Genomic DNA, 19,898 nt, shown 5'->3' with positions numbered 1-19,898 from the left:
TCCCTCGGTGCTGAAAGAACAGTAGCACACCGCGCCGGATACGCAAAAGGGCCCGGAGGCTAGTACCTCCGGGCCCAGTGCAGTTTTAGTACTCCGAGAACGGTCCCTGAACGGTGCCCCGAAGCCAGCGCATCCGGCGAAGCGCGTAGTCGTAGGACTCAACGCCATCATCCGAGAAGTCGTTGCCGTATCGCCGGTCAACCTCTGCGCGGTTCAGCTCCCACTCAAAGAAGCGGACGCCATTCTTGTCCTCAAGCATCGGCATTGAGTTGCCTTTCTCGCTGCCCTCGGGCCTGTTCCCTCGGTGCTGAAAGAACAGTACCACATGCGGACCACCTAGGAACGTTCCTAGGTGGTCAGTCCATGCGCGTGGCCGTAGCCGTGAACGGGTCAGCTGGAAGTCCAGCACTGCGGAGCGCAACCGCCGCTGTCACAAGTACGTCCGCCTGTTCCTGCGTGGCGGGCGCTTCAAGGTCGATGCGGACCTTCACGGCACCAACCGGGAAGTCCACGCGCCACCTGCGAATCGTTTCCACCCTGTTACCCCACCTCGTATCGGATCGAAATTTCAGGATGGCACAGACGGGTTTGCCATGTCAAACTCGGGGTCGACCACATAGGAACGTTCCGGGGTGACCACTCGGCGGATACCGGCGGCAAGGATGAGCGTTGCGCAGCGCGGGCAGGGCGTTCGCGTGACGTACAGCGTTGCCCCGGGAAGATCCTCCGGCCGCGCCCGCGTTACCGCGTTGTACTCGGCATGGTCGGCGGCGCAGTTGGCGTAGTCGGAATTACGCGCGCACTCGGCCGTACTCAGTTGCCCGCGTGGACAGTTGGCCGCCGTAGCGCATCCGGGAACGCCAGCCGGTAGGCCGTTGTAGCCGATGCTCACGCGGTGGTCTCGGGACACTAGAACGGCCCCTACCCGTGCCCTTGTACAGTCGGCACGAGTAGAGGCCCATTCCGCCCCAGCGAGATAGTAGCTATCCCAGTCGGGGCGGGTCACTAGTCGAGACCTCCGAGGAACGCCCGAACCTGCGCTGCGTTCATGCCTCCCCGGTGCTCCCGGACAACTTCCGCGAACTCGTCGTAGACGCGGATGGTCGGCACAGCGGTGATGCCAACCGACCGGTCGTCCCCGTACTCCACGTCCACGTAATCCAGCGCTAGGCCCAACTCGTCGCAGATGGCGACGACATGAGGCTTGGTCGACTTGCACGGGGCGCACCACTCAGCGCCGAACAGGACTACTCCGTAAGTCATTTCACAACCTTTGCGATGCAGCGTGCGGGCGTATCACCGGCACTGGCGAACTTCCACAGCCCGCAGGGGGCCGATGTCCAAACCATCGGCCCCACCACGAGAACTACCGCTAGGACAGCCATAGTTAGCGCTGTCGATAGTCGGCCTTTCACCTCTCTCGCCCGAGCGAGATTTCGAGGATGCGAAGCGCCTGATCCTCGGTGAACCCCGCGTTCAGTAGGGCGTCGAAGATCTCACGCACCAGCGACGCGTACCGCTTCGCCTCAGTGAACATGTCGTACATCAGTTGCTCCCCGACGTCTCGAAGACGCGGCCAACAACCCGGCCGTCTGCGTAGTGGACGTATGCCTCGGGCAAGTCACCCATCCACGTGCCGTACGGCCGGTGGTTCTCCAGCGGCGTGCCGTAGATGGACGGAACCTGGTCGCCCGACCAGGCTTCGGACCAGCGATCCCCGCAGCAGTCACAGTCGTTACCGTCTTCGACGCCATCGAAGTACAGGCCGATTTCCCGCGCCCGCGCGTCGGCACCTTCGGCGGAGTCAGCTTCAACGATCACGAACACGGAGATTCCGCGCTCGGCGTCGTAGTCGAAGCCACCACCGCTGTTGTTCTGGTTGTACGTGTAGAACATCACTCGTCTCCCTCGCCGTCAGCGAAAATGCACCGTCGACCACCGCAGTAGCGGCAATCGTCTTCGTCCTCAACCCACGTGATCAATCGTCGTCTTCCCCTATAAGGAACCGCGCGATGCGTTCGACAGCGGCGACCCTTTCGGCCAGCTTCACGCCGTCCTGGTAGCCACGCTGGCTAGTGGACAGCTTCTCAACGTGCAGAATCGCTATCTGCATAGCTTCGGCGCGGGTCACTTGGCGCTCCCGTAGGGCTCAGTCGGGATGTCCTGCGTGGAGTTGGGAGCGACAGCGCGCAGACGCTCAAGGACGAGACCGGCGAACTCCCGGATCTCAGCGTCAGCGGCCACGTGGTGTCGCTTACCGAGTACGTCACGCCACGCGCGCAGATTGCCGGTTACAACCATCTCCACCGGGGCCGCGTTCGGGAGCAGTGCGCGGGCAGCCTCTCGGGCTTCCTTGCGGGTGTGACCGCGCAGCAGTAGCAGGCGAACAGCAGCACCGTAGATCTTGAGCGATTCCGCATAGTCGGCACGGAAGGCGGCTTCGAGCTGAGTACCAGCGACGTTCGGCGGGATGACCGGTTCGGTGTTCGCGTAGTCCACGTAGCGCTGTGAGACCACGCTGAAGCTCAGGTGCCGATGGCGCGTCAACTCCGTAAGCAGCGCACGAGATGCGCCGCGAACCAGGAAGGACACCGAGGCGTGTTCCAGGACCGAAAAGTGCCCCTGCGCAAGGATGTTGGCCATGTATCCGGCGTTGCTGGCCGTGGCCGGGTTCGGCCGGTTGAACGACTTGTAGCAGATGCGGCCAGCGGCTTCCCCGAGAGCGTCAAGGTCACCGGTGAACCAACCGGAGTCAGCGGGGTGGTAGTCGTATGCGTCGCTGAGCGCTTCGTCGTCCATCTTGGTGTGCGCGAGGATGGAAACCTGCATTGTGGACCCTTCCGGCCTAACGTCGTGTCAGTCTGAGGTATGAGCACCTAGGAACGTTCCTAGGTGGTCGTGTCGTCCGGCCAGTCTTCGGCTTCGATTTCCTCGCTGTCCCACTCGTCCCAGACGGACAGCGTGGGGGATTCGCCGCTGTCGTAACCGTCAAGGTTGGGGACGTACTTACGGCCGTTCACGGAATCAGGTCCTCTCCGAGCGCCTGAAACAGGGCCCACGCTTCGCGCTCGGGCATGATCACGGTTGCGATGGTCTCGCCCTTGGCGTTCTTTACCTCAAGGTCGAAGCCGACCAGGGTTCGGGTCGGGGTGATGGTGCCGGAATCCGGCGTCATGATGGTTTGCATGGTCTCTCCTTAGGTGCACTTCCCGCAGACGGGAACCAGATTGGTCACGTCGTGGTCGCCACCGGCGTACAGCGGAACGCGGTGGACGATCTCTCGCCAGCCTCGGCCGCATCCTCGGTAGCAGGTGTTCGTAATCTCGGCTTCCGCCCAGTAAGCGACAAGCTCAAGGGCGTCTGTACTCCCATAGGGGCGTTCGTTAAGTTCGCCAAAAAGCTTGGCCACGGCGTCTGTCTCGATCAGATGCGCGGCTACCCGACGCCGGTAACGCCATATGCGGCCCTGAGTGGCTATCTGAGCGCGGTTCGCGTCCCGGTAGGCCCGAACCCTGTCCGCGTTCTGTTCGCGCCACTCGCGGGCCTGTAGGGCGTTTCTGACGCGCTTCTCGTCGGCACGGCGCTTCTCGTATCCCGGACGCTGGCATTCTTTGCATCGGTACTGCAAGCCGTCCGGGGACCGGTCCCGCCGCGAGAACATGTCTTGCGGGAGGGACCGGCGACAGTGGGAACACGTCTTCACAGCGAGACACCGTTGACTCGGCGCATGGCGTTGCACTTGTCGCAGACGCACGGGGTAAGGCCGGTCACCTTCGAGTAGCGCGCGGCAAAGCTCTTGTGAGCCTGGTTGCGCAGAACCCGGACCGTGCCCGGCTTCGTGTCCAGCGTTGCGGCAAGCTCTTCGTCTGCCTCAGCGCCGGTACCAAGGCAGGCAACGGGGTCGATGCCGTACGTGGCCTTGAGTATGTGGCCGCCCTTGGCCCCCATGCTGTCGATCACGGCGCGGACGATCTTTGCCTTGCGCTCCCGGTCGTCCCGTGCGCGGTCGGCAGCCTCGATCAGGTCCTCCGGCACGCCGTAGTCGGACACCAGCGTGTCAGCCAGCGTGGCGTCATCCTCGCCGGTCGGCATGTCCAGCGACACGGAGCCTTCCCAGGCAAGCCGGGCAGCGGCAGCGCGAACGGCCGACAGGCGACGACCAGCGGGCGGGAGCGTCTGGCACAGAGCCTCTGCAACGTCAATGTCACCGTTGGCAACCTTCATGCACGCGCTGAACGTCTTCATAGCCTTGCTGTCGGCCCCGCCCGCCCCGGCGATCCGCTCCGTCTGTGCGGCTTCCAGCACGGTTCCCTCAACGGTCTTGTACATGAACCCCCGGAAGTCGTCCACGGAGCCGCCGGAGAAGCGGCCTATGCCCTCCCACAGCGCGATACGACCGACCTGCGTGAACTCGTCTCGGTTGGCAGTGCCCCCGATCCGCCCGGCAATCTTGGCGAGCATCGGCTCCAGCTCGGCGATTACCTCAGACAGCGCGGTCATGTCGTTGGCCTGAGCGGCTGCGATGGTCTCAAGGGTGATCATGGCGTTTCCTCCGGTTTTCTTGGCTTCACAGGCCACTAAGGGCGTGTGTTAAGTCCCGGAGGGGTGCGCGCAGGTCGAATCTCAGTGAGCTACGTCACAGAGTGATTCGGGCAAGACGGAACCAATGCGGCATCCATCCGGGGGAGAACCGAACGGGCCGCGCGCTGGCCTGGTCGGTGTGCCTAGATCTTCAAAGAGGTTGAACAAAAGATCAACGACGTTCCGAAGGCTGCACTGTCAGTGCAAACATGTTTCGAAGGAACGGGGCACCCTGAACCTTCGAATCCAAAGGACACCAGGTGTCATGTTTAGGTTTCCATGATCGATGTCCCTTTTGGACAGACTTGTGCCCCGGTGGGAGAAATATTTTCTGATGCGGCATCAGACGTGTCGGACCACCTAGGAACGTTCCTAGGTGGTCCTACTCAAGTACGATCAGTAATCGGCACCGTACAGAGAGCCCCAAGAGCGCATGCCCTTGGTCTCAGCACTGGCAGTAATCGACACGCCACCGAGAGTCATGTTCATGCACCGCTCAATCTCGCGCCCAAGCTCGGCAGCATCGGCCCGGGGGACACTCGCTAGCACCTCATCGTGAATCGGGAGGCGGAGGTAGGGGAGCAACCCAGCAGCGTCCATGTCAATGAGCGACTGCCCCAGTACGTCACGCGCCGCGCTTTGCACCTGGTAGTTCACGACGGCGTAGGCTCGGTCACGGTCAAGGGGGAGCCGTCGACCGGTCAGGGTCACGGTTACCATGCCGTTCTCGCGGGCTAGCCGCTGGTGGCGGGAGCTGAAACGCTTGATCTCCGGATACACGCGGTCATATATCGAAATGGCCCGCTGTACGTCCGCGAGGGCCGCACCCGTCTGACGGCTAATTGTCGCCGCACCACCGCCATATACCTTTCCGAATCCGACGCCTTTACAAATCTTGCGGTGGTGTGGCGTGAATCCGTCGCCGTAGACCAGCGATGCTGTGAAGTCGTGTAGGTCGGCGCCGGAGGCAATGGCTTCCTTCATGCGCTTGACGTCGGCGAGAGCCGCGAGCACGCGCATTTCGACGGCATCGAAGTCACACGACAGCATCACGTGACCTTCGTCCGCCAGCAGCGCGCGCCGGATCATCCAATCGCCCGATGGCAACGTCTGTGCGGCCAAGTCGCCGGACACAGACATGCGGCCCGTGCGTGCGGCAAGCGTGTGGATCGACGGGTGAATGCGCCCCATCACGTCGGCATTGGTGAGGAACTTTTCCACATAGGCGGAGCGCCATTTGCCCGCACGCTTGGCCCGAACAACCGCATCTGCGAGGGGGTTTGGTTCACGGACACCGAGGCGAGTCCACTTGTGCAAGTCGAGATCGGCCAAGCCGAGCATGACCGACTTATCAACCTTGGTGGCACCGGACTTGGTGGTCTGCGCGAGGATCTGCGTTTCGCCCATCCACACGAGGGCTTCGGCTACCTGCTTCGTGCTATTGACGTTCTCAACACCGTAGCTTCGCGCAATGCGTTCGTACTTCTCGGCTTCCTCGGCCAGCCGGGCGTCAAGTTCCTTGCAATACGCCCTATCCAGGACAAGCCCCGTGCGCTGCATCGTCGCGCATATTCGGGATATCTGGTGTTCGTAGTCCACCAACATCCGGCGAATGTCCAGGCGCTCATGAATGCCAGCGAGGATGGGGTAGAGCCGCGCGGTCAGGATCACGTCGCCGCCCGCATACGAGTTGTAGACCGAGTGGTCCAGCGGGATGGCCGCGAAGCCGGTTGCCTTGGTCAGCCCCATGGACCGAAACACGGCCGTCAAGTCGCCTTGCGTGTCCGGCGCGTCGGGGTCAATGAGCTTGGCGCTAAGGGGTTTCAGACCACGGCCCATGCCTCCCTCGTGTTCGGCGCGCGGGTCGATTAGCGCCGCCATGACGGACGTGTCTCGCGTGAGCGGCGCGAGTTCTTCCAGCGGAATACCGGCGCACTGGTCAAGTACAAGCCAGTCGTACGACGCGTTGTGGATCAGCAGACGCGGGCGGAGTTTGCGGAGCACCCACCGAACAGCCTCAGCGAACCAGCCGCCGCGCTCGAAGTGGATAACCCACGCTTCCCGCGCCGTGCCGAACTGCACGGTACGCAACTTGAACGTTTCGCTGTAGATGTCCAAGCCGGTCGTCTCTGTGTCGACCGCGATAGGCCCAGACTTGGCCGCACGACGTGCCCAACGCTTGAACTCGTCTAGGTCGTCCGGGGTTTCAGGGACGTGCACCGGCAGTGCTTCGCCGTTCACCGGGAATGACAGCATGCGCATTGACGTGTCTCCTAAGGATGGGACCACCTAGGAACGTTCCTAGGTGGTCCCATGGGTGTTGGTTAGTTGGCGAAGATGCCCGGCCCCTCCGGCGGTGCAGCAGCGTCAAGGGTCACGCCGATGAGAGCCTGTCCGCGCGACGTGCGGGTGCGCTGTACGCCCCGTTCTTCCATGGCGCGGTAAAACAGCGTGCGGGACCAAATCTCCTTACTCTGGAGTCCTTCGGCTTCGCACCAATCGCGGTACGCGTTGTAGGCATCCGTGCCGTCCACCCGGGTCAGATCCTCGGTCGGGCGGAGGATGTCCGGGAAGAACCCGGCAAGGCGGTCGGAGGTCTCCCGGTACTCCCGCGTTGCGTTGCGGACCATGCCCGGGTCGTCAAGCCCCTTGCGGTACCACTCAATTGCCCCACGGACCGCCCACGCGATGATGCCGGGGGCTTCCGCCAGTAGCTTCCGGTCGAGGTCGTAGTCACGCTCATGCGGCGCAAAGAACCGCTTGAAAGGAATCAACTTGACTCGTCGCCACAGCCCTTCGTCCTGCGACCGGAAACCCGGCTTGTGGTTGGTGGCAAGCAGGATCAGGAACGTGGGCTGATAGGTGAAAAACTCGCGATTGAGGAACCGCGCGGTAACCCGGTCCTTGCCCGTCAGTCGCTTGATCACGGCTTCGGACATGTCCTTGCCGCTCTCACCCTCAGACGCCATGACCAAGCGTGCGCCGCGAAGTGCCGCGATGTCATTGGGGATTCCGCCCCCGCCGTTCTTGCTCTCGAACGTGGCGAAAGGCGTCGTGACCGTGATGTCCTTAAACACGCTGGTCAAGGTCTCGGCGAAGACTGATTTACCGTTCGCCCCCTTGCCCCACAGAACAGCGAAGCACTGTTCCGACGTGTGACCGGTGATCCCGTAGCCGGTAAGCCGCTGTAGGAAGCCGATCATGTCAGGCATGTTAGGCATGATCTCGGCCAAAAACGCTTCCCAGCGCGGGCACTGCGCAAGCGCGTCGTAGTCCCACGGGAGTGTGGTGGTCAGCATGTCGTCCGGGCTGTGGGGCCGCATGGTGCCCGTGCGAAGGTCGATCACACCGTTACGGAAGCTGAGGAGATCCGGGCGAGCGTCGAACGCGTCGGGCTCAACGTAGACGTTGGGGACGGAGCGCAGTTCCTTCACCAAGTTGTCGATGTTCGAAGTCATGGTGAACCCGCGTGCTTCCTTGAGCGCACCTGCCAACACCAGCGCGGCCCCCATGTGGTGTATGAGCTGCCGGACGAGGGTGTCAGACTGCACCCACACGCGGCCGTCCCACACGTAAAACCCAAGCCCCGGGGCGAACTTGATCCTTCCATTCGTCCACGCCACCAGCGCATGGGCGTTCATGGCATCGCTCGCCCCGTAGCGCGCGAGTAGGCCGGAGATGATCCGTGCCGCCTCGGTGCCTTCGTCCGCGCTGACGCTATCGACTCCGGTCCGGGTGGCTATCTCGCGCGACTCGTTGTCCTGCGCTGCTGCACGGGCCAACTTGGCTGTAGCCACGGCGTGATGGAACGCGGAAGGGAAGTCCTCCGGGTCACGCATGCGCCACGCGTTGAGGTCGTCGCCCGCTCGCGGTATCGACAGCGCGTAGACCTCGATGCCGTGTTCGGCCAGCCCCTTGGACAGCCGTTCCGTGAACGCGTTACCGGCAGCGTCGTTGTCTCCGGCCACGATCACCTGAGTACCGGCGAGACCGGATGCAAGCTCGGCGATCAGGCCAGGGCTAGCCGCCAGCGACGCACCCCGGACGAACACCACGTCGTAGCCCAGTGCAACGGCCGTAAGGGCGTCTGACGGGCCCTCCGTGACGATTGTGGCCCCATACCCGCCGGAGCCCCGGAAGACCCCGTAAAGGGCCCATCGGTAGCCGTCCGGGTTCTTGAGCCCAACCCATCGGCCGGGGCAGCGGCCGGAGAGGTCCCGGCCCTGTACGCCTCGGGCGACACCATCGAAGCCGCACAGCGGGACGACCATGCGCGGGTACTCGGCGAACGCGCGGGTTACCGGCATGAAACCGGACGGGTCGGCGTAGGGGTCAAACCCCTTAACCCCGAGGTCAGTTAGGGCCGACTCGTCAAGGCCGAACCGATCCCGTGCGTAGGCGATTGCGTCGGATCGCAGGATGAGCGCGTCAAGGAACGTCCGGAGACCAGCTATGGGCCCGGCACCGACAAGCGCGGGCGGGTCCTTGGGCACCGTGTTGCCTTCGCCGGTCGCGTTGAACAGGTCTGCCCACGACAGTCCAACTGCCTTGATCACGGCTTCCGTTGTGCAACCAGCGCGGCAGGTGAGCCGTACCTTATCGTCGTCACCTCGCCAGATTCGCAGCGAAGGGCGGGAATCATCGTGCGCCGGACACAGCGCGATGTACCCGCCGTCATCGTGGCTGGCCGTGCGGGCGAAGCTGTCGAGTATCTGCGTGAAGTTCACGTTTTTGCCTCCCTCACTGACCACAAGGGAGTGCGTTAAGAGGAACGCCCCACAGTGCCGATCTGTGGGGCGTGTCCTAGCTCACATTACTCTCCGTCGCAGCCGGCATATCGGAGAGTAATCAAAACGGGGGAGGGGGCAGCGGGGGAGCGGGACGCAGAGAACGGCCCCACTCCTCAAGGGTCTTGGCCCCCTTGGACAGGTTGCAGTCAGCGCACGCGGGCACCATGTTCTCTGCGGTGTCCGTACCGCCACGGCTCAACGGGACGACGTGATCTAGGTGTTGGGCCAACTCGCCGCAGTAGGCGCACCGATTCTTCCAGCGGATCAGAATCTCAAGGCGGCTGTACGGCGCATGCTCTACGCCGTACTCCTCGGCCCGTCGCCGCTGTGTCAGGGTATGACGCGTGTCGGTGTCCAGCTTGGCGTACCACTTCCGCCGATGCTGTGCGGCCAGCTTCTTACGGCACGCGGCGCAGGTAGATGACGGACGCTTAGCCTTGCCTGCCAGGAAGTCAGTTGCGGGCTTTTCCCGCCCGCATAGTCGACAGGACTTCACTCGTCATCACCGCCACCGAGTAGCGCCATGAAGCCAACGGCAACCCAGAGGCCAGCGAGAAGGCCGACCCAAAGGCCGAACGTGAATGCGGTCATGTAGAAATCCTCACTATGACCACCTAGGAACGTTCCTAGGTGGAACGCAAAAGGGCCCCAACCCACAGCGCGATGCCATGAATTGGGGCCCACGGGCGTTAGCCCTTAGTACGAGTAGGTACCGTAGAAGCTGTCAGACTCGTTGTCCTCCGGCTCGCTGGCCTGAGGGGCAATGGTGCTGTCCTCGACCGGAACCGGCGCGAAGTCGACCAGCGACGCGTGAACCACGCCGTTCTTAACGTCTCGACCGTCCTCAAGCTTGACGGCGGTCGCCCACTTCGGGTCGGAGAGCGGGGCCAGCTTCACAGCCTGTCGGACGCCGGACGCGCGCACCACGAAGGTGTCAGCCTCCCCGAACTCGTTGGTACGGCCATCGGTCACCAGGTAGAACGCCATGTCTTAACTCTCCTCAGTTCTGGGTGTGTTGGGTCAGTAGTCGGTGTCAGCGTCGTCAGCCACGGCCTTTGCCCACGGCTTGATCACGCGAAGCACCGGCTTCCGGTAAGACACGTCACGGCCCGTCTTGGTGGTGTACTGGACATGCTCAAGCGAGAGCTCTGCCAGCGCCTCACCATCGATCATGCCGAGGGCGTTCTCATACTGGTCAACCACCTCGGCCAGCTTCCAGCTGGTCGACTGGAACCTGAACGCGCCAAGGTCGTAGTCGTCAGCCAGACGGAACGTCAGGAAGGTGTACGGCTGCGGACCACGACCGGACTTGGCGAACGCCTTCCGATCCTCCATGAGGGCGGGGCAACCACACGGCTCGCCCTTGTCCTCATCCATGAGGGAGGCGACACCATCACAGTGGTGGATGAGGCCCTGTCGGCCGTACAGACGCATGTCAGCCTTGAGGTCCTTCGCGCTGAGCACGACAAGGACCTTGTCTCGCTCGGTGACAACCTCGTTGAAGTCCTCACCGCTGGTCTCCCACTCCTCCGGCGTGCCGCCGAACAGATGGGCAACCGCCGTCGCAACGCCGAAGTCGGCCGTAGTGATCCGGAAAGTCGCCAGACTCTCCGGCCGGTTGTTTACCTGCCGACCGGTCCGGAAGCGGCCCACGGTGTCATTCGCCGGGCGAACCTTCGGCTTGGCAGACGGGTCGGTCTCGAAAATGCGCAGTGCCAAGGCTTTTACCTCTCGTGTGAATGTCTGTGACGAGTGGCAGAAAGCGGCCCAACCGTGTCCACGGACCTAGGAACGTTCCTAGGGTCTCTGCCGATCGGACCGCTTTCCCTCTCTGAACTCCACTAGGGGCGTGTGTTAAGCGCGCCGCTGAGTGCCGGTAACGATGCGCTTGCGCCCGCCCTTGGCGAGAGGCTTACCGATGACGCCCTTGGACATCTCCCGGTCCCACTCGAACGTCTTCCGCAGCGTGACGAAATGCTCGAAAACTTCGTCATCGAAACGGACAGGCTTAAACGCCCACTGGTCCTCGGTCACGTGCAGAACAGCGGCAGCGTCGATGTGCGGCATGGGCTCCCGGTTACCGTCCGGGTCAATGAGCCAGTCAGCGAAGCCATAGGCGGCCATCTGTAGGGCAACCTCGGCGTAGGTGGACTTGGAGGTCTTCCAGTCCGCAATGATGACTACAGGGGTACTGTCGGGCCCGCGCGTCGGGTCGATGGTGACGGACCCGTCTTCGTTCTCGACCACCCACACGCGCAGCAGAGCGTCAAAGCTTCCGGCGTACTTGTGGGTGTCGGACCATGCAACGTCTTCGGCGCGGATTAGCTCGGGGTTCACCGAGCGCATGAACTCTTCGAAGTGCAGGAAGTACGGACGCATGGCGTCAGACAGCGCGGACGGGTCGATGTGCTCGCCTCGGATCATCCGCTCGAACATGTCGTGCGCGTCGCTGCCGATGCTGGCACGGTGCTTGGTGTACCGGCGATGGGCGTTTTTGAGAAAGTCGATCGCGCCGTCACGGTCGGATTCAGCGATAGCCTTTACGGCGGACAGGTTGTCCACTGCCGCTTCCGCCGTCGTCTTGGCCGCCCACGGGGTCAGGAACGGCTTGGGGAGCATACCGACAACGCTGGTGACCCCGGGCACCTTTTCCTGCGTCTCATGGTCGACGTAGAACCGGGAACCGCCGCGCTGTACGGTGCTGACCTTTGCGGACATGAAAATACCCCTTCGGGTCGGTGACTGCTGTCAACCGGCCCTAGGGGAGTGCGTTAAGAGTGCTGAGTGTCGACGGGGAACCTGTTTTCGGTCAGTCCCTAGGAAACCCTATGTACTCTCTTCTTTTGGTGTAGAAATCAACACTCAACACAAAACCCCCGGTCAGCTCTGCGCTGAAGCCGGGGGCCGTGTCGGTTCGGGGCTAGCGAATGACGCGCAGCAGGCTAAGCCGCTCGCTGTCGGCGAGGATCGGAACGGCATCCTCGGCTACCTCGGCTAGGTGGGGCGCACAGGCGTTGCCTACCGGGCGCATGCTGCTACTCGTCGTGCGGAACAGCGACCAATCGGCCGGTTCGCGGCACTTGTCGCAGAGGATCACGGCTGAGTCTCCTTCACCGAACGTGCAGCGCTCTCGATTTCGTCGGTGGCGTCTGCCATGGGGGCGTGAACCGCGCAGTACCGGTCACCCTCAACCGGAGACAGCAGGCACACGTCCTCGTCCGTCGCGTTCTCGCCGAGCACGTCAGCGAACCACATGCACTCGGTCTGCGGCTCGCTCACTCGCTTGCCCCTTCCCGGGCCTTGAGCGCCCCAAGGAACGCCTCTACGGCTTCCCCCGGGGGTTCGGTCGTGTCGCCCGTCAGCAGGACGTGTAGGGCCCACACAAGGGCTTTCCGGCGGGTAGCCGATTCGGTCCGGCGCGACTTGCCCATGGACTCGCTGTCCCGCTCGAATTCAGCGTCAAGTCGCAGGATCTCACGACCGATGGTGTCGACCTGTCCGGCGCTGTCCCACGCGGAGCCGAGTCGGTACATGGCCGTGCTGAGTGCCACGTACCCGGGGTGCTCGGTCGGGCGTTCCGCGTGCACGTAGGCGGCGGACCGCATGAGCTCCCGGAACTCCGCCACGGACAGCGTGAGCGTCAGTTCGCGGGTGTGATTGTCGGGGAGTTGGTAGTAGCTCATCGCGCGTCCGTCTCCGGGAGGACGAACAGGCGGTTGCGCATGTCCGGCCGCAGAGCCTCGGGGAGCGTCGCGTACGTCTCCACCAGTCGCCGGTACGTCTCTTCCTTCTGCTCGATCCCACCCATGATCGACTGCTTGAGCACGCCGGGAACGCTGGCCCACTCGTCGCTGTCGACCGCCTTACGGTCGTTGGTGATGTCCGTTACGAGTTGAGCAAGCGTGCTGCGGATCGCGTACGCGACAGCCCACTTCTGGTCCTCCGTGATCACCATCTGGTCGTCCATGGCCTTACCCTCCGTTGGCTTGGTGTGACTCTGTGTTCACCTAGGAACGTTCCTAGGTGATTGGGAAAAGGGGCCCACGATGGCAGTGCACCGAGGGCCCCTCAGGGACCGTGACTTACTTTCGCAGGTTGCGGGCGGCCAGCTTGGCGCTAGCGGAAAGGATCGCCTCACTCATCGCGGAGATTGCCGCACTCAGAGCCTCCGCCTCGGCGTCGGTCATGGTGTCGTAGTTGGCCTTGCTTACCGCCTTGGCTTCCTTGGCCATGTTCGCCGCCAGCTTCTCGGTCGGGGTCTTGGTCGGCTCCTCGGGCGCCTCCTCCTCCTCGCCCTCGCCGCTGTCGGCCCCCTCGCTGCCGCTCTCAAGCTCCGGAGTGGCCTTCGCCTTCTCGGCCTCAAGCGCCTTCTTCGCCCGGCGCTCCTTGGCAAGCTCCGCCTTGGACTTGCGGTTGATCTTGTACAGGTCAAACAGCATGTCGGACGGCTTGGTCTCGTCCTCGGGGTCCTCGGTCTGCTTCTCGGTGAGGAGCTGGTCCAGCGCGGGCCAGAGCTCGGCGAACCGCTCGCGGTCGGTGTCCATCGAGTAGAACAGGGCGGGAGCAACCGCCGTCATCTGGTACTGAACCTTGTCCTGAAGACTCTTGAGGAGTTCGTCCACGTCAACGATGTCGGAGCTGTAGTTCTCGGCAACCAGCTTCTCCGCCGCCGCCCGGTAGATGTTGCCGGACAGCTTCTTGGTCTCGTCGCGCTCGGCGCGGACATCCGGGTGACCCTGCTTGTTGTAGCAGCGCAGACGACCTTCCAGGATCGCCTCAGCGATGATCTTCGCGGTTTCCTGCGCGCCAACCTCGGCCCGGACACCGGCCGCAACCTTCGTGGCCGCATCCTCAACGATCTCGGCGTAACCCTCGATCTTGGTAACGTCGGTCGTAGGCTTGCGGATGACCAGCGCGGTGGACGGGCGGGTCTTGGCCTGGTTAACCGCGTGCTTGAGGCGCATGGAGCTGTCGGCCTTGCGCCCCACCGCCGTGATCTTGTCCTTCTCGGTCTCGCCCTGAGCCGCAAGCGCGTCGATCTTCTCGGCATCCGCCTTGGTGAGCTTGGCCAGCTCCTCGATGATCCTGTTAACGTCCGCAACCGCCTGCTGATCGGCTTCGGACAGCTCGGAGAACTTCGGGCCAGCGGGCTCGGGGATCGCCTGCTGGTCGGTCGGCTCCGCCGTCTCAGTGGTCTCGGTCACGTTCTCGGTCTCCTCGGTCAGGATCTTCGCCGCCTTGATGCATGCCACGCAAGCGATCGTTGCGGCCGGGTTGTTAACGATGGTCGCAACCGGCTTGCTGCACAGGGTCTTCTCACCGTCGGTGGAACCGTGAACCGTGCCAGCCTTGCCAACGGTAACGAACTTGATCTCGGTCATCTTCGCGGTCCCTCTCCCTTCGGCCGACCCTGTGTCGGCCTTACGAGTAGAACACTAGCATGTCCGTTAGGGAGCCTGTCAAGCCAGCCACCTAGGAACGTTCCTAGGTGGCCGCATTTGTCGTACACCCGTGCGAATCTCGAACAGAACCACCTAGGAACGTTCCTAGGTGGTCCAACGCAAAACGCCCCCTACAGTCCGTAGACCATAGGGGGCGTCACTTAGCGTGCGATGCTGTCAGCGTGGGCGTGTAGGTCGGCGAGTGTGCCGCTGTTCATGATGGTGATCGGCGAAACGATGTCCTCTAGCTCCGTTTCGCTGGCGTGCGTCATCTTCTCGACACCGGGCCGGATGATGCGTACCAGTCGAAACCCCATCCTCTCCAGCGCCTTGGCCTCGTTCATGTACCGAACATCAGTCACCACGACCGGTCCGGGTGCGCTGTCAAGGTCGGCGATCAGCCGGTCTATCCAGTAGTTCGGGGTGCGGTCTCGGATACTCTGCCCGACGTGCTGTAGAAAGCGGCGAACCTCGGGGAATGTCGTCTTTGCAACGTCCCATCCATGACGGCCGACCAGCGCAGAAAGCCGCATGGGTTCGCCCGCCGCGTGCGTGATGATCGGGTCAATTTCCAGTGCCATGCGCTTAAGCGGGTCAGCGAAGGCAAGGCGCATGTAGCCGTACCGGGAAACCAGCCGGGCCCCAACGGTGTCCTTACCGCTACGGGCCCGGCCGATAAGCGCGATGTCTCTCATGGTTCCCACTAGGGGAGTGAGTTAAGGCACGCGCCGGTGCTTCCCGCCGTTTGCCGTGGTCCGCTGTACCGCCTCACCGGCACCGAGAACGGCCGCAACCAGGGCTAGAATCAGCTCTGACGGGATGTCCGGCACATAGTGCGCAACCAGCGCTACCGCAGCCACAGCGACCGCATAGAACCGCGTGGCGTGCGTGCGTAGGAAATCCACGGGCATAGCCCTCCTTACGGTAGTCGTAGAACCTGGCCCGGGTTGATCACGTACGGGGAGCCAATGCCGTTCGCGCTGGCGATGCTCTGCCAGTTGATGCCGGTCTTGGCGCCGATCCCGGACAGCGTGTCGCCGGATACCACGGTGTAAGTCCCGCCCGCACCCGGGATGTTGAGCTTCTGGCCCACGTTGATCACGTACGGCGAGACGATGCCGTTAGCCGCAGCGAGCTTGGTCCAGTCGATGCCAAGCTTCGCACCGATCCCGGACAGCGTGTCACCCGAAACAACGGTGTAGGTGCCGGAGTTGGAACCGCCGCCGGTCGAGCCACCCACGTCCGCGACGCTGCCGGTGGACTTGGTCCGGTATCCGAACTTGGCCGCGTTCGGGTCAGCACTGACGCTGCCACCGTCGTAAGCCGGGTAGCCGTAGCCGTACAGGTAGCTGTCTCGGCGGGCACGCTTCCGGGCGTAGACGCCATTGCCCTCCGCCGAACCGTTGTTGTTGGTGTTCCCGCCGATGGTGTAGACGTAATCGGCGTCGTAAGACTCGACAACCTCAACGTGCGAACCGCCGCCGGAGCCAAAGAACACCTGAGCGCCAACGGCCGGATAGTCGCTGAAACGGCCGCGCGACTTGAACCAGTCAACAGCGGTGAGGCAAGAGGCAGTCACCGGCGCGAGACTGGCGATACCAGCCTGTCGGAAAATCCACGACTGGAAAGTCTGGCACCACGGCTGAAAGTTCGACCACTCTAGCCCCGGAACCTCCTTCGAATACTTCTGGTCGTTGTTCCAGTGGCCGCCGCTGAATCCCTCACGGTAGCCGATCTCACCCTTGGCAATGCTGATGAGGTTTCCGATAACCGACATTGAGTGATGTCCTTTCATAGAAGAGCCCCGTCCGGAATCGCCCGAACGGGGCTTGAGCACCTAGGAACGTTCCTAGGTGGTTAGTACTTGCCTAGCGCCATGATCGGGTGGTCGTGGTCAACCTTGGTGTCAGCGCCAGCGATGCTGGTCGGTAGGTCGTCCTGTCCGTCGATGTACTTTTCGCGCTCGAAGGCAGGGTTAATCCAGAAGAAGTTAGCGGGGTTTGACGGAGCCTCATTCTGGCAGTGCATGTAAGCGAAGTCGCTCGCGCCACCCTGCCGGATGAGGAACGCTAGGTGGTAACGGCCCGGCTGTAGCGTGATGTTGTCGACGCCGATTGGGACAGCTCCGACGTGGTTGGTTACAGCGGGCGCCGACGTTCCCGGAAGCTGACCGGCCGGACCGAGGTTCCACACGTCGCCGGAGTAGGCCACTCGCGCGCCAGCCTCGTTGTAGACACCAGCACGGAAGCGCGTACCGGGGATCAGAGCGGAACCGCCCCACCCGCGCGCCATGATGACTACGTGGGAGATCGGAGTTGCCTCGGTGATGTTCACGCCGGAGAGGTAAATGCGGTTCAGCTTGGCGTACTTGACCGTGGTCGGGTTGGCTACAGCGCCGGGGTCGACGTTCCACGCCTGAAATCCCATGGCCTGAGGGGTCCACGTGTTCTTCGCACCGCCGGACATCGGGGGCGGAAGCTGACCGGCCGGGACCTTGCCATCCGAGCCGAGCGAAGCAACGCCGTTGATGGCACCCTTCTGAGCGGCAGTCAGGTAGGTGCCGGATAGGTCCGGAAGTTGAGCGGCCGGAACCTTGGTCGTGGCATCCAGCGAAGCAACACCGTTTACCGCCCCGCGCTGAGTGACGGTGAGGTACGTAGCCGAGAGGCTAGGAATCTGCGCGGCCGGAATCTTACTGCCGGAGTCCAGCGAAGCGACACCGCTTGCAGCACCTACCGCGCTGGTGGCAACAGCGTTTATGTTCGCGGGAGTTAGCGTCACTAGGCCCGTACCGTCCGGCTGTACGCCGTTCACAGCGGTTACGGTGCCCGCGCCCTGTCCGTCCTTGCCCGGGTCGCCCTTGGGGCCCTGTGGCCCCGTATCGCCCTTCGGACCCTGGGGGCCGGTAGCTCCGGTGTCACCCTTCGGACCCTGCGGACCGGGAACAGTGGAGTCCGCACCCTTGGGGCCGGTTGCGCCGGTGTCGCCCTTGTCGCCCTTCGGCCCGATGATGTTGCCCATCACGGCGCCCCAACTACCGCCAGCCGTACGGCGATAGAGGTTTCCGGTGTCGCTGCGGAGCAGGATGTCACCGGTCTGTGCGCCGGTCGCCGGGGTGGAAGCGTTGGCAATGTAGAACTTGGTCGCGTGCACCTTGCCCGACTGGTTGACCCACGTGGCGTCAACCTTCGTCCACACGGACAGCATGGTGTCCGACACGCCCAGGTAATCCGGCGTGATCTCCCGCTGAATGTACATGTCCCCGTGATCGCCGAGGCCAGCGGGCGGGGCGTCGGTGCCGGTGAAAATCTGCGACCCGGTAACGCCAACGTAGTTGGGCGTAGTCACGTCGCTCGGGGCAGCCTTATCTAGCCGCTGTGACTTGACGGCCTGAGGTAGCTGAATCGCGTACGGCGCGCGGTTCGGCATGCCCTGGATTCGCTCAGTGATCCAATAGGCCCACTCCGCCGGATTCTGCCCAGCAACATCCGTGGCTGGTAGCGTGACAGAGAACCCGCCTTCGTTGTCCAGCGGAAGGACAAGCGGGCCAGTGATGAACGCGGCAGCGTCGGGGAAAGTCAGGGGAGTAGGAGCCAGGATCTCCACCCACCCACGGCGCGGACGGCCGTCCGGCTCAAGGTACTTGCCGTACAGGGTCACAGCCGGTACGGACGGCGGTAGGTTGAACATCGTGGCCATTTACTCTCCCTCCGGACCACCTAGGAACGTTCCTAGGTGGTCATCGCTCAGCAGCTTTCGTAGCTCTGCGTTTTCAGCGCGTAGGGCCCGAACCTCTATGGTCAGTGCCTCTACTTGCTCGGCTAGCCGGTCGCCGCGCTCCTTCTGTGCCTCGGCCTCTTCCCGCCACGTGTCGGTAAGGCCGCGCTTGAACTTCTGGAGTGCGAAAACAGCCCATACAAGGACGGGGATCGCTACCTCAAGTCCCGCCGATAGGTTGCCCATTACGCGGCCCCCTCGTAGGTCTCAGAGGTGAACTCGGCCTCTTCACCATCCGTGTTCCGGGCGAAGAACTGCACGTAGAACGAACCGCGCACGGGGGAGTCATACGGGCCGAGTTGCCACACGTCACCGTCAACCAGCGAAGCCGCGAAGCTGGTTGTACCGCCACCAACGTCGACAAGATTCGCGGCTACGAACTCGACCCCGACAGGATCCTTGATGGTGGCCGTAGCGGCGATTCGCTGCCCGGTCCGCGTCCGCACACAAGCCGCGTGCACGTCGCTTATAGTCGGCATTCTGGTTACTCCTTAGACACTGAAATACGGCTCATTGACGTTGGCAGCGCGGGCAATCTTTGCGTTGCCCGTGTACCAATGCCAGCCTTCGCGCGTTGCACCCGGTAGGCGCTCTTGTGAGAGCCCAACGCAGTAATGCATGTTCGAGATGTTGTAAGCGCCGTCCCAGGGGTCGGACACGCCAACCCATCCGGCATCACCCGGCCAGTTGTCAGGCGTTCCCTTCGCCTTGCGCTGGGCCAGGATTCGATAGTCCGCGCCGTTGTCGTTGGTAACGTTCATCGGCCGCCAGTCGCTAATACCGTCTGGCACGGGCTGATCGCTGTACTTGTAGAAGCCGTACACCTGCAACTGCGAATCGCCGCGCTGTAGGCAGTCATTCGGGTTCCGGTGCTGCATCTCAATCGTGTAGATGCCGGTGTCATCCGTGCCGTGATTCCAGCCGAACTGAATACCATGCTGCCAGCGCCACTTGCCAGCGTGCAGATAGGCCCAAGACTCGCCGGTGGGCGTATCGCCAACGAGACGAATTGTCTGGGAAGCGCTAATGCACTGCTTGTACTGTGAGTTGTAGTCGTGCCGGAAAGCAGCTAGTCGAATCTCCGCCTCGGACCGGCCCTTGTTGACCAGGTAGGTGATGTACTTAATTTCTACCCTGTCGTACTTGAGCCCCGTAACGTTGGCGACGCCGGTCGATGTCCACTCGTTGTTATTGACCTGACTTCGCGGGACCGCGCCCCATTCGATGGTGGGGTACTGGTCGTACATGGTCTGCGGAACCGGTCGCCGCTCGATCGCGTCAATCTGGTTCTGCATCCGGCGAAGCTCGC

General features: G+C 63.0%; 27 protein-coding genes. All 27 read right to left on the bottom strand.

The features are described from left to right. Window positions 1–85 precede the first annotated feature (85 nt). Window positions 86–265: a hypothetical protein gene (locus ACWDBE_RS07800; protein WP_449807505.1), complete on the bottom strand. Its 180-nt coding sequence runs from the start codon at window positions 263–265 to the stop codon at window positions 86–88. Between the two features lie 303 nt (window positions 266–568). Next, entirely contained in the window at window positions 569–1,006 is a 438-nt protein-coding gene (locus ACWDBE_RS07795) for a deoxycytidylate deaminase (RefSeq protein ID WP_449807504.1), read from the bottom strand. Then, the gene (locus ACWDBE_RS07790) at window positions 1,006–1,263 is read right to left on the bottom strand and encodes a thioredoxin family protein (RefSeq protein ID WP_449807503.1); all 258 of its coding nucleotides are present in this window, start codon (window positions 1,261–1,263) and stop codon (window positions 1,006–1,008) included. The genes ACWDBE_RS07795 and ACWDBE_RS07790 overlap by 1 nt, the downstream gene beginning before the upstream one ends. Before the next feature lie 148 nt (window positions 1,264–1,411). Then, entirely contained in the window at window positions 1,412–1,546 is a 135-nt protein-coding gene (locus ACWDBE_RS07785) for a hypothetical protein (protein WP_449807502.1), read from the bottom strand. Then, window positions 1,546–1,896: a DUF7296 family protein gene (locus ACWDBE_RS07780; protein WP_449807501.1), complete on the bottom strand. Its 351-nt coding sequence runs from the start codon at window positions 1,894–1,896 to the stop codon at window positions 1,546–1,548. The genes ACWDBE_RS07785 and ACWDBE_RS07780 overlap by 1 nt, the downstream gene beginning before the upstream one ends. Window positions 1,897–1,978: 82 nt before the next feature. Further along, complete coding sequence (locus ACWDBE_RS07775; protein WP_449807500.1) at window positions 1,979–2,131, bottom strand: hypothetical protein; 153 nt, start codon at window positions 2,129–2,131, stop codon at window positions 1,979–1,981. Next, window positions 2,128–2,829, bottom strand: coding sequence for an FAD-dependent thymidylate synthase (gene thyX, locus ACWDBE_RS07770; RefSeq protein WP_449807499.1), 702 nt, complete (start codon window positions 2,827–2,829; stop codon window positions 2,128–2,130). Before thyX ends, ACWDBE_RS07775 begins: the two co-directional genes overlap by 4 nt. Before the next feature lie 59 nt (window positions 2,830–2,888). Further along, on the bottom strand, window positions 2,889–3,020 hold the full coding sequence (locus tag ACWDBE_RS07765; RefSeq protein ID WP_449807498.1) for a hypothetical protein: 132 nt from the start codon (window positions 3,018–3,020) through the stop codon (window positions 2,889–2,891). Next, window positions 3,017–3,187 (bottom strand): hypothetical protein, encoded by a 171-nt coding sequence (locus ACWDBE_RS07760; RefSeq protein WP_449807497.1) that lies wholly within the window; start codon window positions 3,185–3,187, stop codon window positions 3,017–3,019. Before ACWDBE_RS07760 ends, ACWDBE_RS07765 begins: the two co-directional genes overlap by 4 nt. Before the next feature lie 512 nt (window positions 3,188–3,699). Beyond that, complete coding sequence (locus tag ACWDBE_RS07755; protein ID WP_449807496.1) at window positions 3,700–4,542, bottom strand: sigma factor; 843 nt, start codon at window positions 4,540–4,542, stop codon at window positions 3,700–3,702. A 435-nt stretch (window positions 4,543–4,977) separates the two neighbouring features. Then, window positions 4,978–6,843, bottom strand: coding sequence for a DNA polymerase (locus tag ACWDBE_RS07750; protein ID WP_449807495.1), 1,866 nt, complete (start codon window positions 6,841–6,843; stop codon window positions 4,978–4,980). A gap of 62 nt (window positions 6,844–6,905) precedes the next feature. Continuing rightward, window positions 6,906–9,308 (bottom strand): phage/plasmid primase, P4 family, encoded by a 2,403-nt coding sequence (locus tag ACWDBE_RS07745; RefSeq protein ID WP_449807494.1) that lies wholly within the window; start codon window positions 9,306–9,308, stop codon window positions 6,906–6,908. A gap of 121 nt (window positions 9,309–9,429) precedes the next feature. After that, window positions 9,430–9,867, bottom strand: a complete 438-nt coding sequence (locus tag ACWDBE_RS07740; RefSeq protein ID WP_449807493.1) for an HNH endonuclease — start codon at window positions 9,865–9,867, stop codon at window positions 9,430–9,432. A gap of 200 nt (window positions 9,868–10,067) precedes the next feature. Continuing rightward, window positions 10,068–10,358 (bottom strand): hypothetical protein, encoded by a 291-nt coding sequence (locus ACWDBE_RS07735; RefSeq protein ID WP_449807492.1) that lies wholly within the window; start codon window positions 10,356–10,358, stop codon window positions 10,068–10,070. A gap of 33 nt (window positions 10,359–10,391) precedes the next feature. Then, the gene (locus ACWDBE_RS07730; RefSeq protein ID WP_449807491.1) at window positions 10,392–11,090 is read right to left on the bottom strand and encodes a recombination directionality factor; all 699 of its coding nucleotides are present in this window, start codon (window positions 11,088–11,090) and stop codon (window positions 10,392–10,394) included. Window positions 11,091–11,225: 135 nt separating this feature from the next. Further along, window positions 11,226–12,089, bottom strand: a complete 864-nt coding sequence (locus ACWDBE_RS07725; protein WP_449807490.1) for a hypothetical protein — start codon at window positions 12,087–12,089, stop codon at window positions 11,226–11,228. 202 nt (window positions 12,090–12,291) lie between these two features. Next, window positions 12,292–12,468 (bottom strand): hypothetical protein, encoded by a 177-nt coding sequence (locus ACWDBE_RS07720; protein ID WP_449807489.1) that lies wholly within the window; start codon window positions 12,466–12,468, stop codon window positions 12,292–12,294. After that, window positions 12,465–12,650: a hypothetical protein gene (locus tag ACWDBE_RS07715; protein ID WP_449807488.1), complete on the bottom strand. Its 186-nt coding sequence runs from the start codon at window positions 12,648–12,650 to the stop codon at window positions 12,465–12,467. Before ACWDBE_RS07715 ends, ACWDBE_RS07720 begins: the two co-directional genes overlap by 4 nt. Further along, the gene (locus ACWDBE_RS07710; RefSeq protein WP_449807487.1) at window positions 12,647–13,054 is read right to left on the bottom strand and encodes a hypothetical protein; all 408 of its coding nucleotides are present in this window, start codon (window positions 13,052–13,054) and stop codon (window positions 12,647–12,649) included. Before ACWDBE_RS07710 ends, ACWDBE_RS07715 begins: the two co-directional genes overlap by 4 nt. Further along, the gene (locus ACWDBE_RS07705; protein WP_449807486.1) at window positions 13,051–13,338 is read right to left on the bottom strand and encodes a hypothetical protein; all 288 of its coding nucleotides are present in this window, start codon (window positions 13,336–13,338) and stop codon (window positions 13,051–13,053) included. The genes ACWDBE_RS07710 and ACWDBE_RS07705 overlap by 4 nt, the downstream gene beginning before the upstream one ends. Window positions 13,339–13,453: 115 nt before the next feature. Continuing rightward, window positions 13,454–14,752 carry a hypothetical protein gene (locus ACWDBE_RS07700; protein WP_449807485.1) on the bottom strand — a complete coding sequence of 433 codons (1,299 nt, stop codon included), beginning with the start codon at window positions 14,750–14,752 and terminating at the stop codon, window positions 13,454–13,456. Between the two features lie 221 nt (window positions 14,753–14,973). Then, window positions 14,974–15,507, bottom strand: coding sequence for a deoxynucleotide monophosphate kinase family protein (locus ACWDBE_RS07695; protein WP_449807484.1), 534 nt, complete (start codon window positions 15,505–15,507; stop codon window positions 14,974–14,976). Window positions 15,508–15,731: 224 nt separating this feature from the next. Then, window positions 15,732–16,589 carry a LysM peptidoglycan-binding domain-containing protein gene (locus ACWDBE_RS07690; protein WP_449807483.1) on the bottom strand — a complete coding sequence of 286 codons (858 nt, stop codon included), beginning with the start codon at window positions 16,587–16,589 and terminating at the stop codon, window positions 15,732–15,734. An 80-nt stretch (window positions 16,590–16,669) separates the two neighbouring features. Continuing rightward, window positions 16,670–18,511, bottom strand: a complete 1,842-nt coding sequence (locus ACWDBE_RS07685) for a hypothetical protein (protein WP_449807482.1) — start codon at window positions 18,509–18,511, stop codon at window positions 16,670–16,672. Continuing rightward, window positions 18,512–18,775 carry a hypothetical protein gene (locus ACWDBE_RS07680; RefSeq protein WP_449807481.1) on the bottom strand — a complete coding sequence of 88 codons (264 nt, stop codon included), beginning with the start codon at window positions 18,773–18,775 and terminating at the stop codon, window positions 18,512–18,514. After that, the gene (locus ACWDBE_RS07675; protein ID WP_449807480.1) at window positions 18,775–19,068 is read right to left on the bottom strand and encodes a hypothetical protein; all 294 of its coding nucleotides are present in this window, start codon (window positions 19,066–19,068) and stop codon (window positions 18,775–18,777) included. Before ACWDBE_RS07675 ends, ACWDBE_RS07680 begins: the two co-directional genes overlap by 1 nt. Before the next feature lie 12 nt (window positions 19,069–19,080). Then, complete coding sequence (locus ACWDBE_RS07670) at window positions 19,081–19,884, bottom strand: hypothetical protein (RefSeq protein WP_449807479.1); 804 nt, start codon at window positions 19,882–19,884, stop codon at window positions 19,081–19,083. Window positions 19,885–19,898 lie beyond the last annotated feature (14 nt).

The organism is Kitasatospora sp. NPDC001132, assembly GCF_053598415.1.
Note: the sequence above shows the minus strand (reverse complement) of the source record. Positions and strands in the feature narration are given on the sequence as shown.

Coding starts and splice junctions, on each gene's coding strand:
- ACWDBE_RS07800 (WP_449807505.1), bottom strand. CDS start 265: ATGCCGATGCTTGAGGACAAGAATGGCGTCCGCTTCTTTGAGTGGGAG.
- ACWDBE_RS07790 (WP_449807503.1), bottom strand. CDS start 1,263: ATGACTTACGGAGTAGTCCTGTTCGGCGCTGAGTGGTGCGCCCCGTGC.
- ACWDBE_RS07785 (WP_449807502.1), bottom strand. CDS start 1,546: ATGTACGACATGTTCACTGAGGCGAAGCGGTACGCGTCGCTGGTGCGT.
- ACWDBE_RS07780 (WP_449807501.1), bottom strand. CDS start 1,896: ATGTTCTACACGTACAACCAGAACAACAGCGGTGGTGGCTTCGACTAC.
- thyX (WP_449807499.1), bottom strand. CDS start 2,829: ATGCAGGTTTCCATCCTCGCGCACACCAAGATGGACGACGAAGCGCTC.
- ACWDBE_RS07760 (WP_449807497.1), bottom strand. CDS start 3,187: ATGCAAACCATCATGACGCCGGATTCCGGCACCATCACCCCGACCCGA.
- ACWDBE_RS07755 (WP_449807496.1), bottom strand. CDS start 4,542: ATGATCACCCTTGAGACCATCGCAGCCGCTCAGGCCAACGACATGACC.
- ACWDBE_RS07750 (WP_449807495.1), bottom strand. CDS start 6,843: ATGCGCATGCTGTCATTCCCGGTGAACGGCGAAGCACTGCCGGTGCAC.
- ACWDBE_RS07735 (WP_449807492.1), bottom strand. CDS start 10,358: ATGGCGTTCTACCTGGTGACCGATGGCCGTACCAACGAGTTCGGGGAG.
- ACWDBE_RS07725 (WP_449807490.1), bottom strand. CDS start 12,089: ATGTCCGCAAAGGTCAGCACCGTACAGCGCGGCGGTTCCCGGTTCTAC.
- ACWDBE_RS07710 (WP_449807487.1), bottom strand. CDS start 13,054: ATGAGCTACTACCAACTCCCCGACAATCACACCCGCGAACTGACGCTC.
- ACWDBE_RS07705 (WP_449807486.1), bottom strand. CDS start 13,338: ATGGACGACCAGATGGTGATCACGGAGGACCAGAAGTGGGCTGTCGCG.
- ACWDBE_RS07700 (WP_449807485.1), bottom strand. CDS start 14,752: ATGACCGAGATCAAGTTCGTTACCGTTGGCAAGGCTGGCACGGTTCAC.
- ACWDBE_RS07695 (WP_449807484.1), bottom strand. CDS start 15,507: ATGAGAGACATCGCGCTTATCGGCCGGGCCCGTAGCGGTAAGGACACC.
- ACWDBE_RS07690 (WP_449807483.1), bottom strand. CDS start 16,589: ATGTCGGTTATCGGAAACCTCATCAGCATTGCCAAGGGTGAGATCGGC.
- ACWDBE_RS07685 (WP_449807482.1), bottom strand. CDS start 18,511: ATGGCCACGATGTTCAACCTACCGCCGTCCGTACCGGCTGTGACCCTG.
- ACWDBE_RS07680 (WP_449807481.1), bottom strand. CDS start 18,775: ATGGGCAACCTATCGGCGGGACTTGAGGTAGCGATCCCCGTCCTTGTA.
- ACWDBE_RS07675 (WP_449807480.1), bottom strand. CDS start 19,068: ATGCCGACTATAAGCGACGTGCACGCGGCTTGTGTGCGGACGCGGACC.
- ACWDBE_RS07670 (WP_449807479.1), bottom strand. CDS start 19,884: ATGCAGAACCAGATTGACGCGATCGAGCGGCGACCGGTTCCGCAGACC.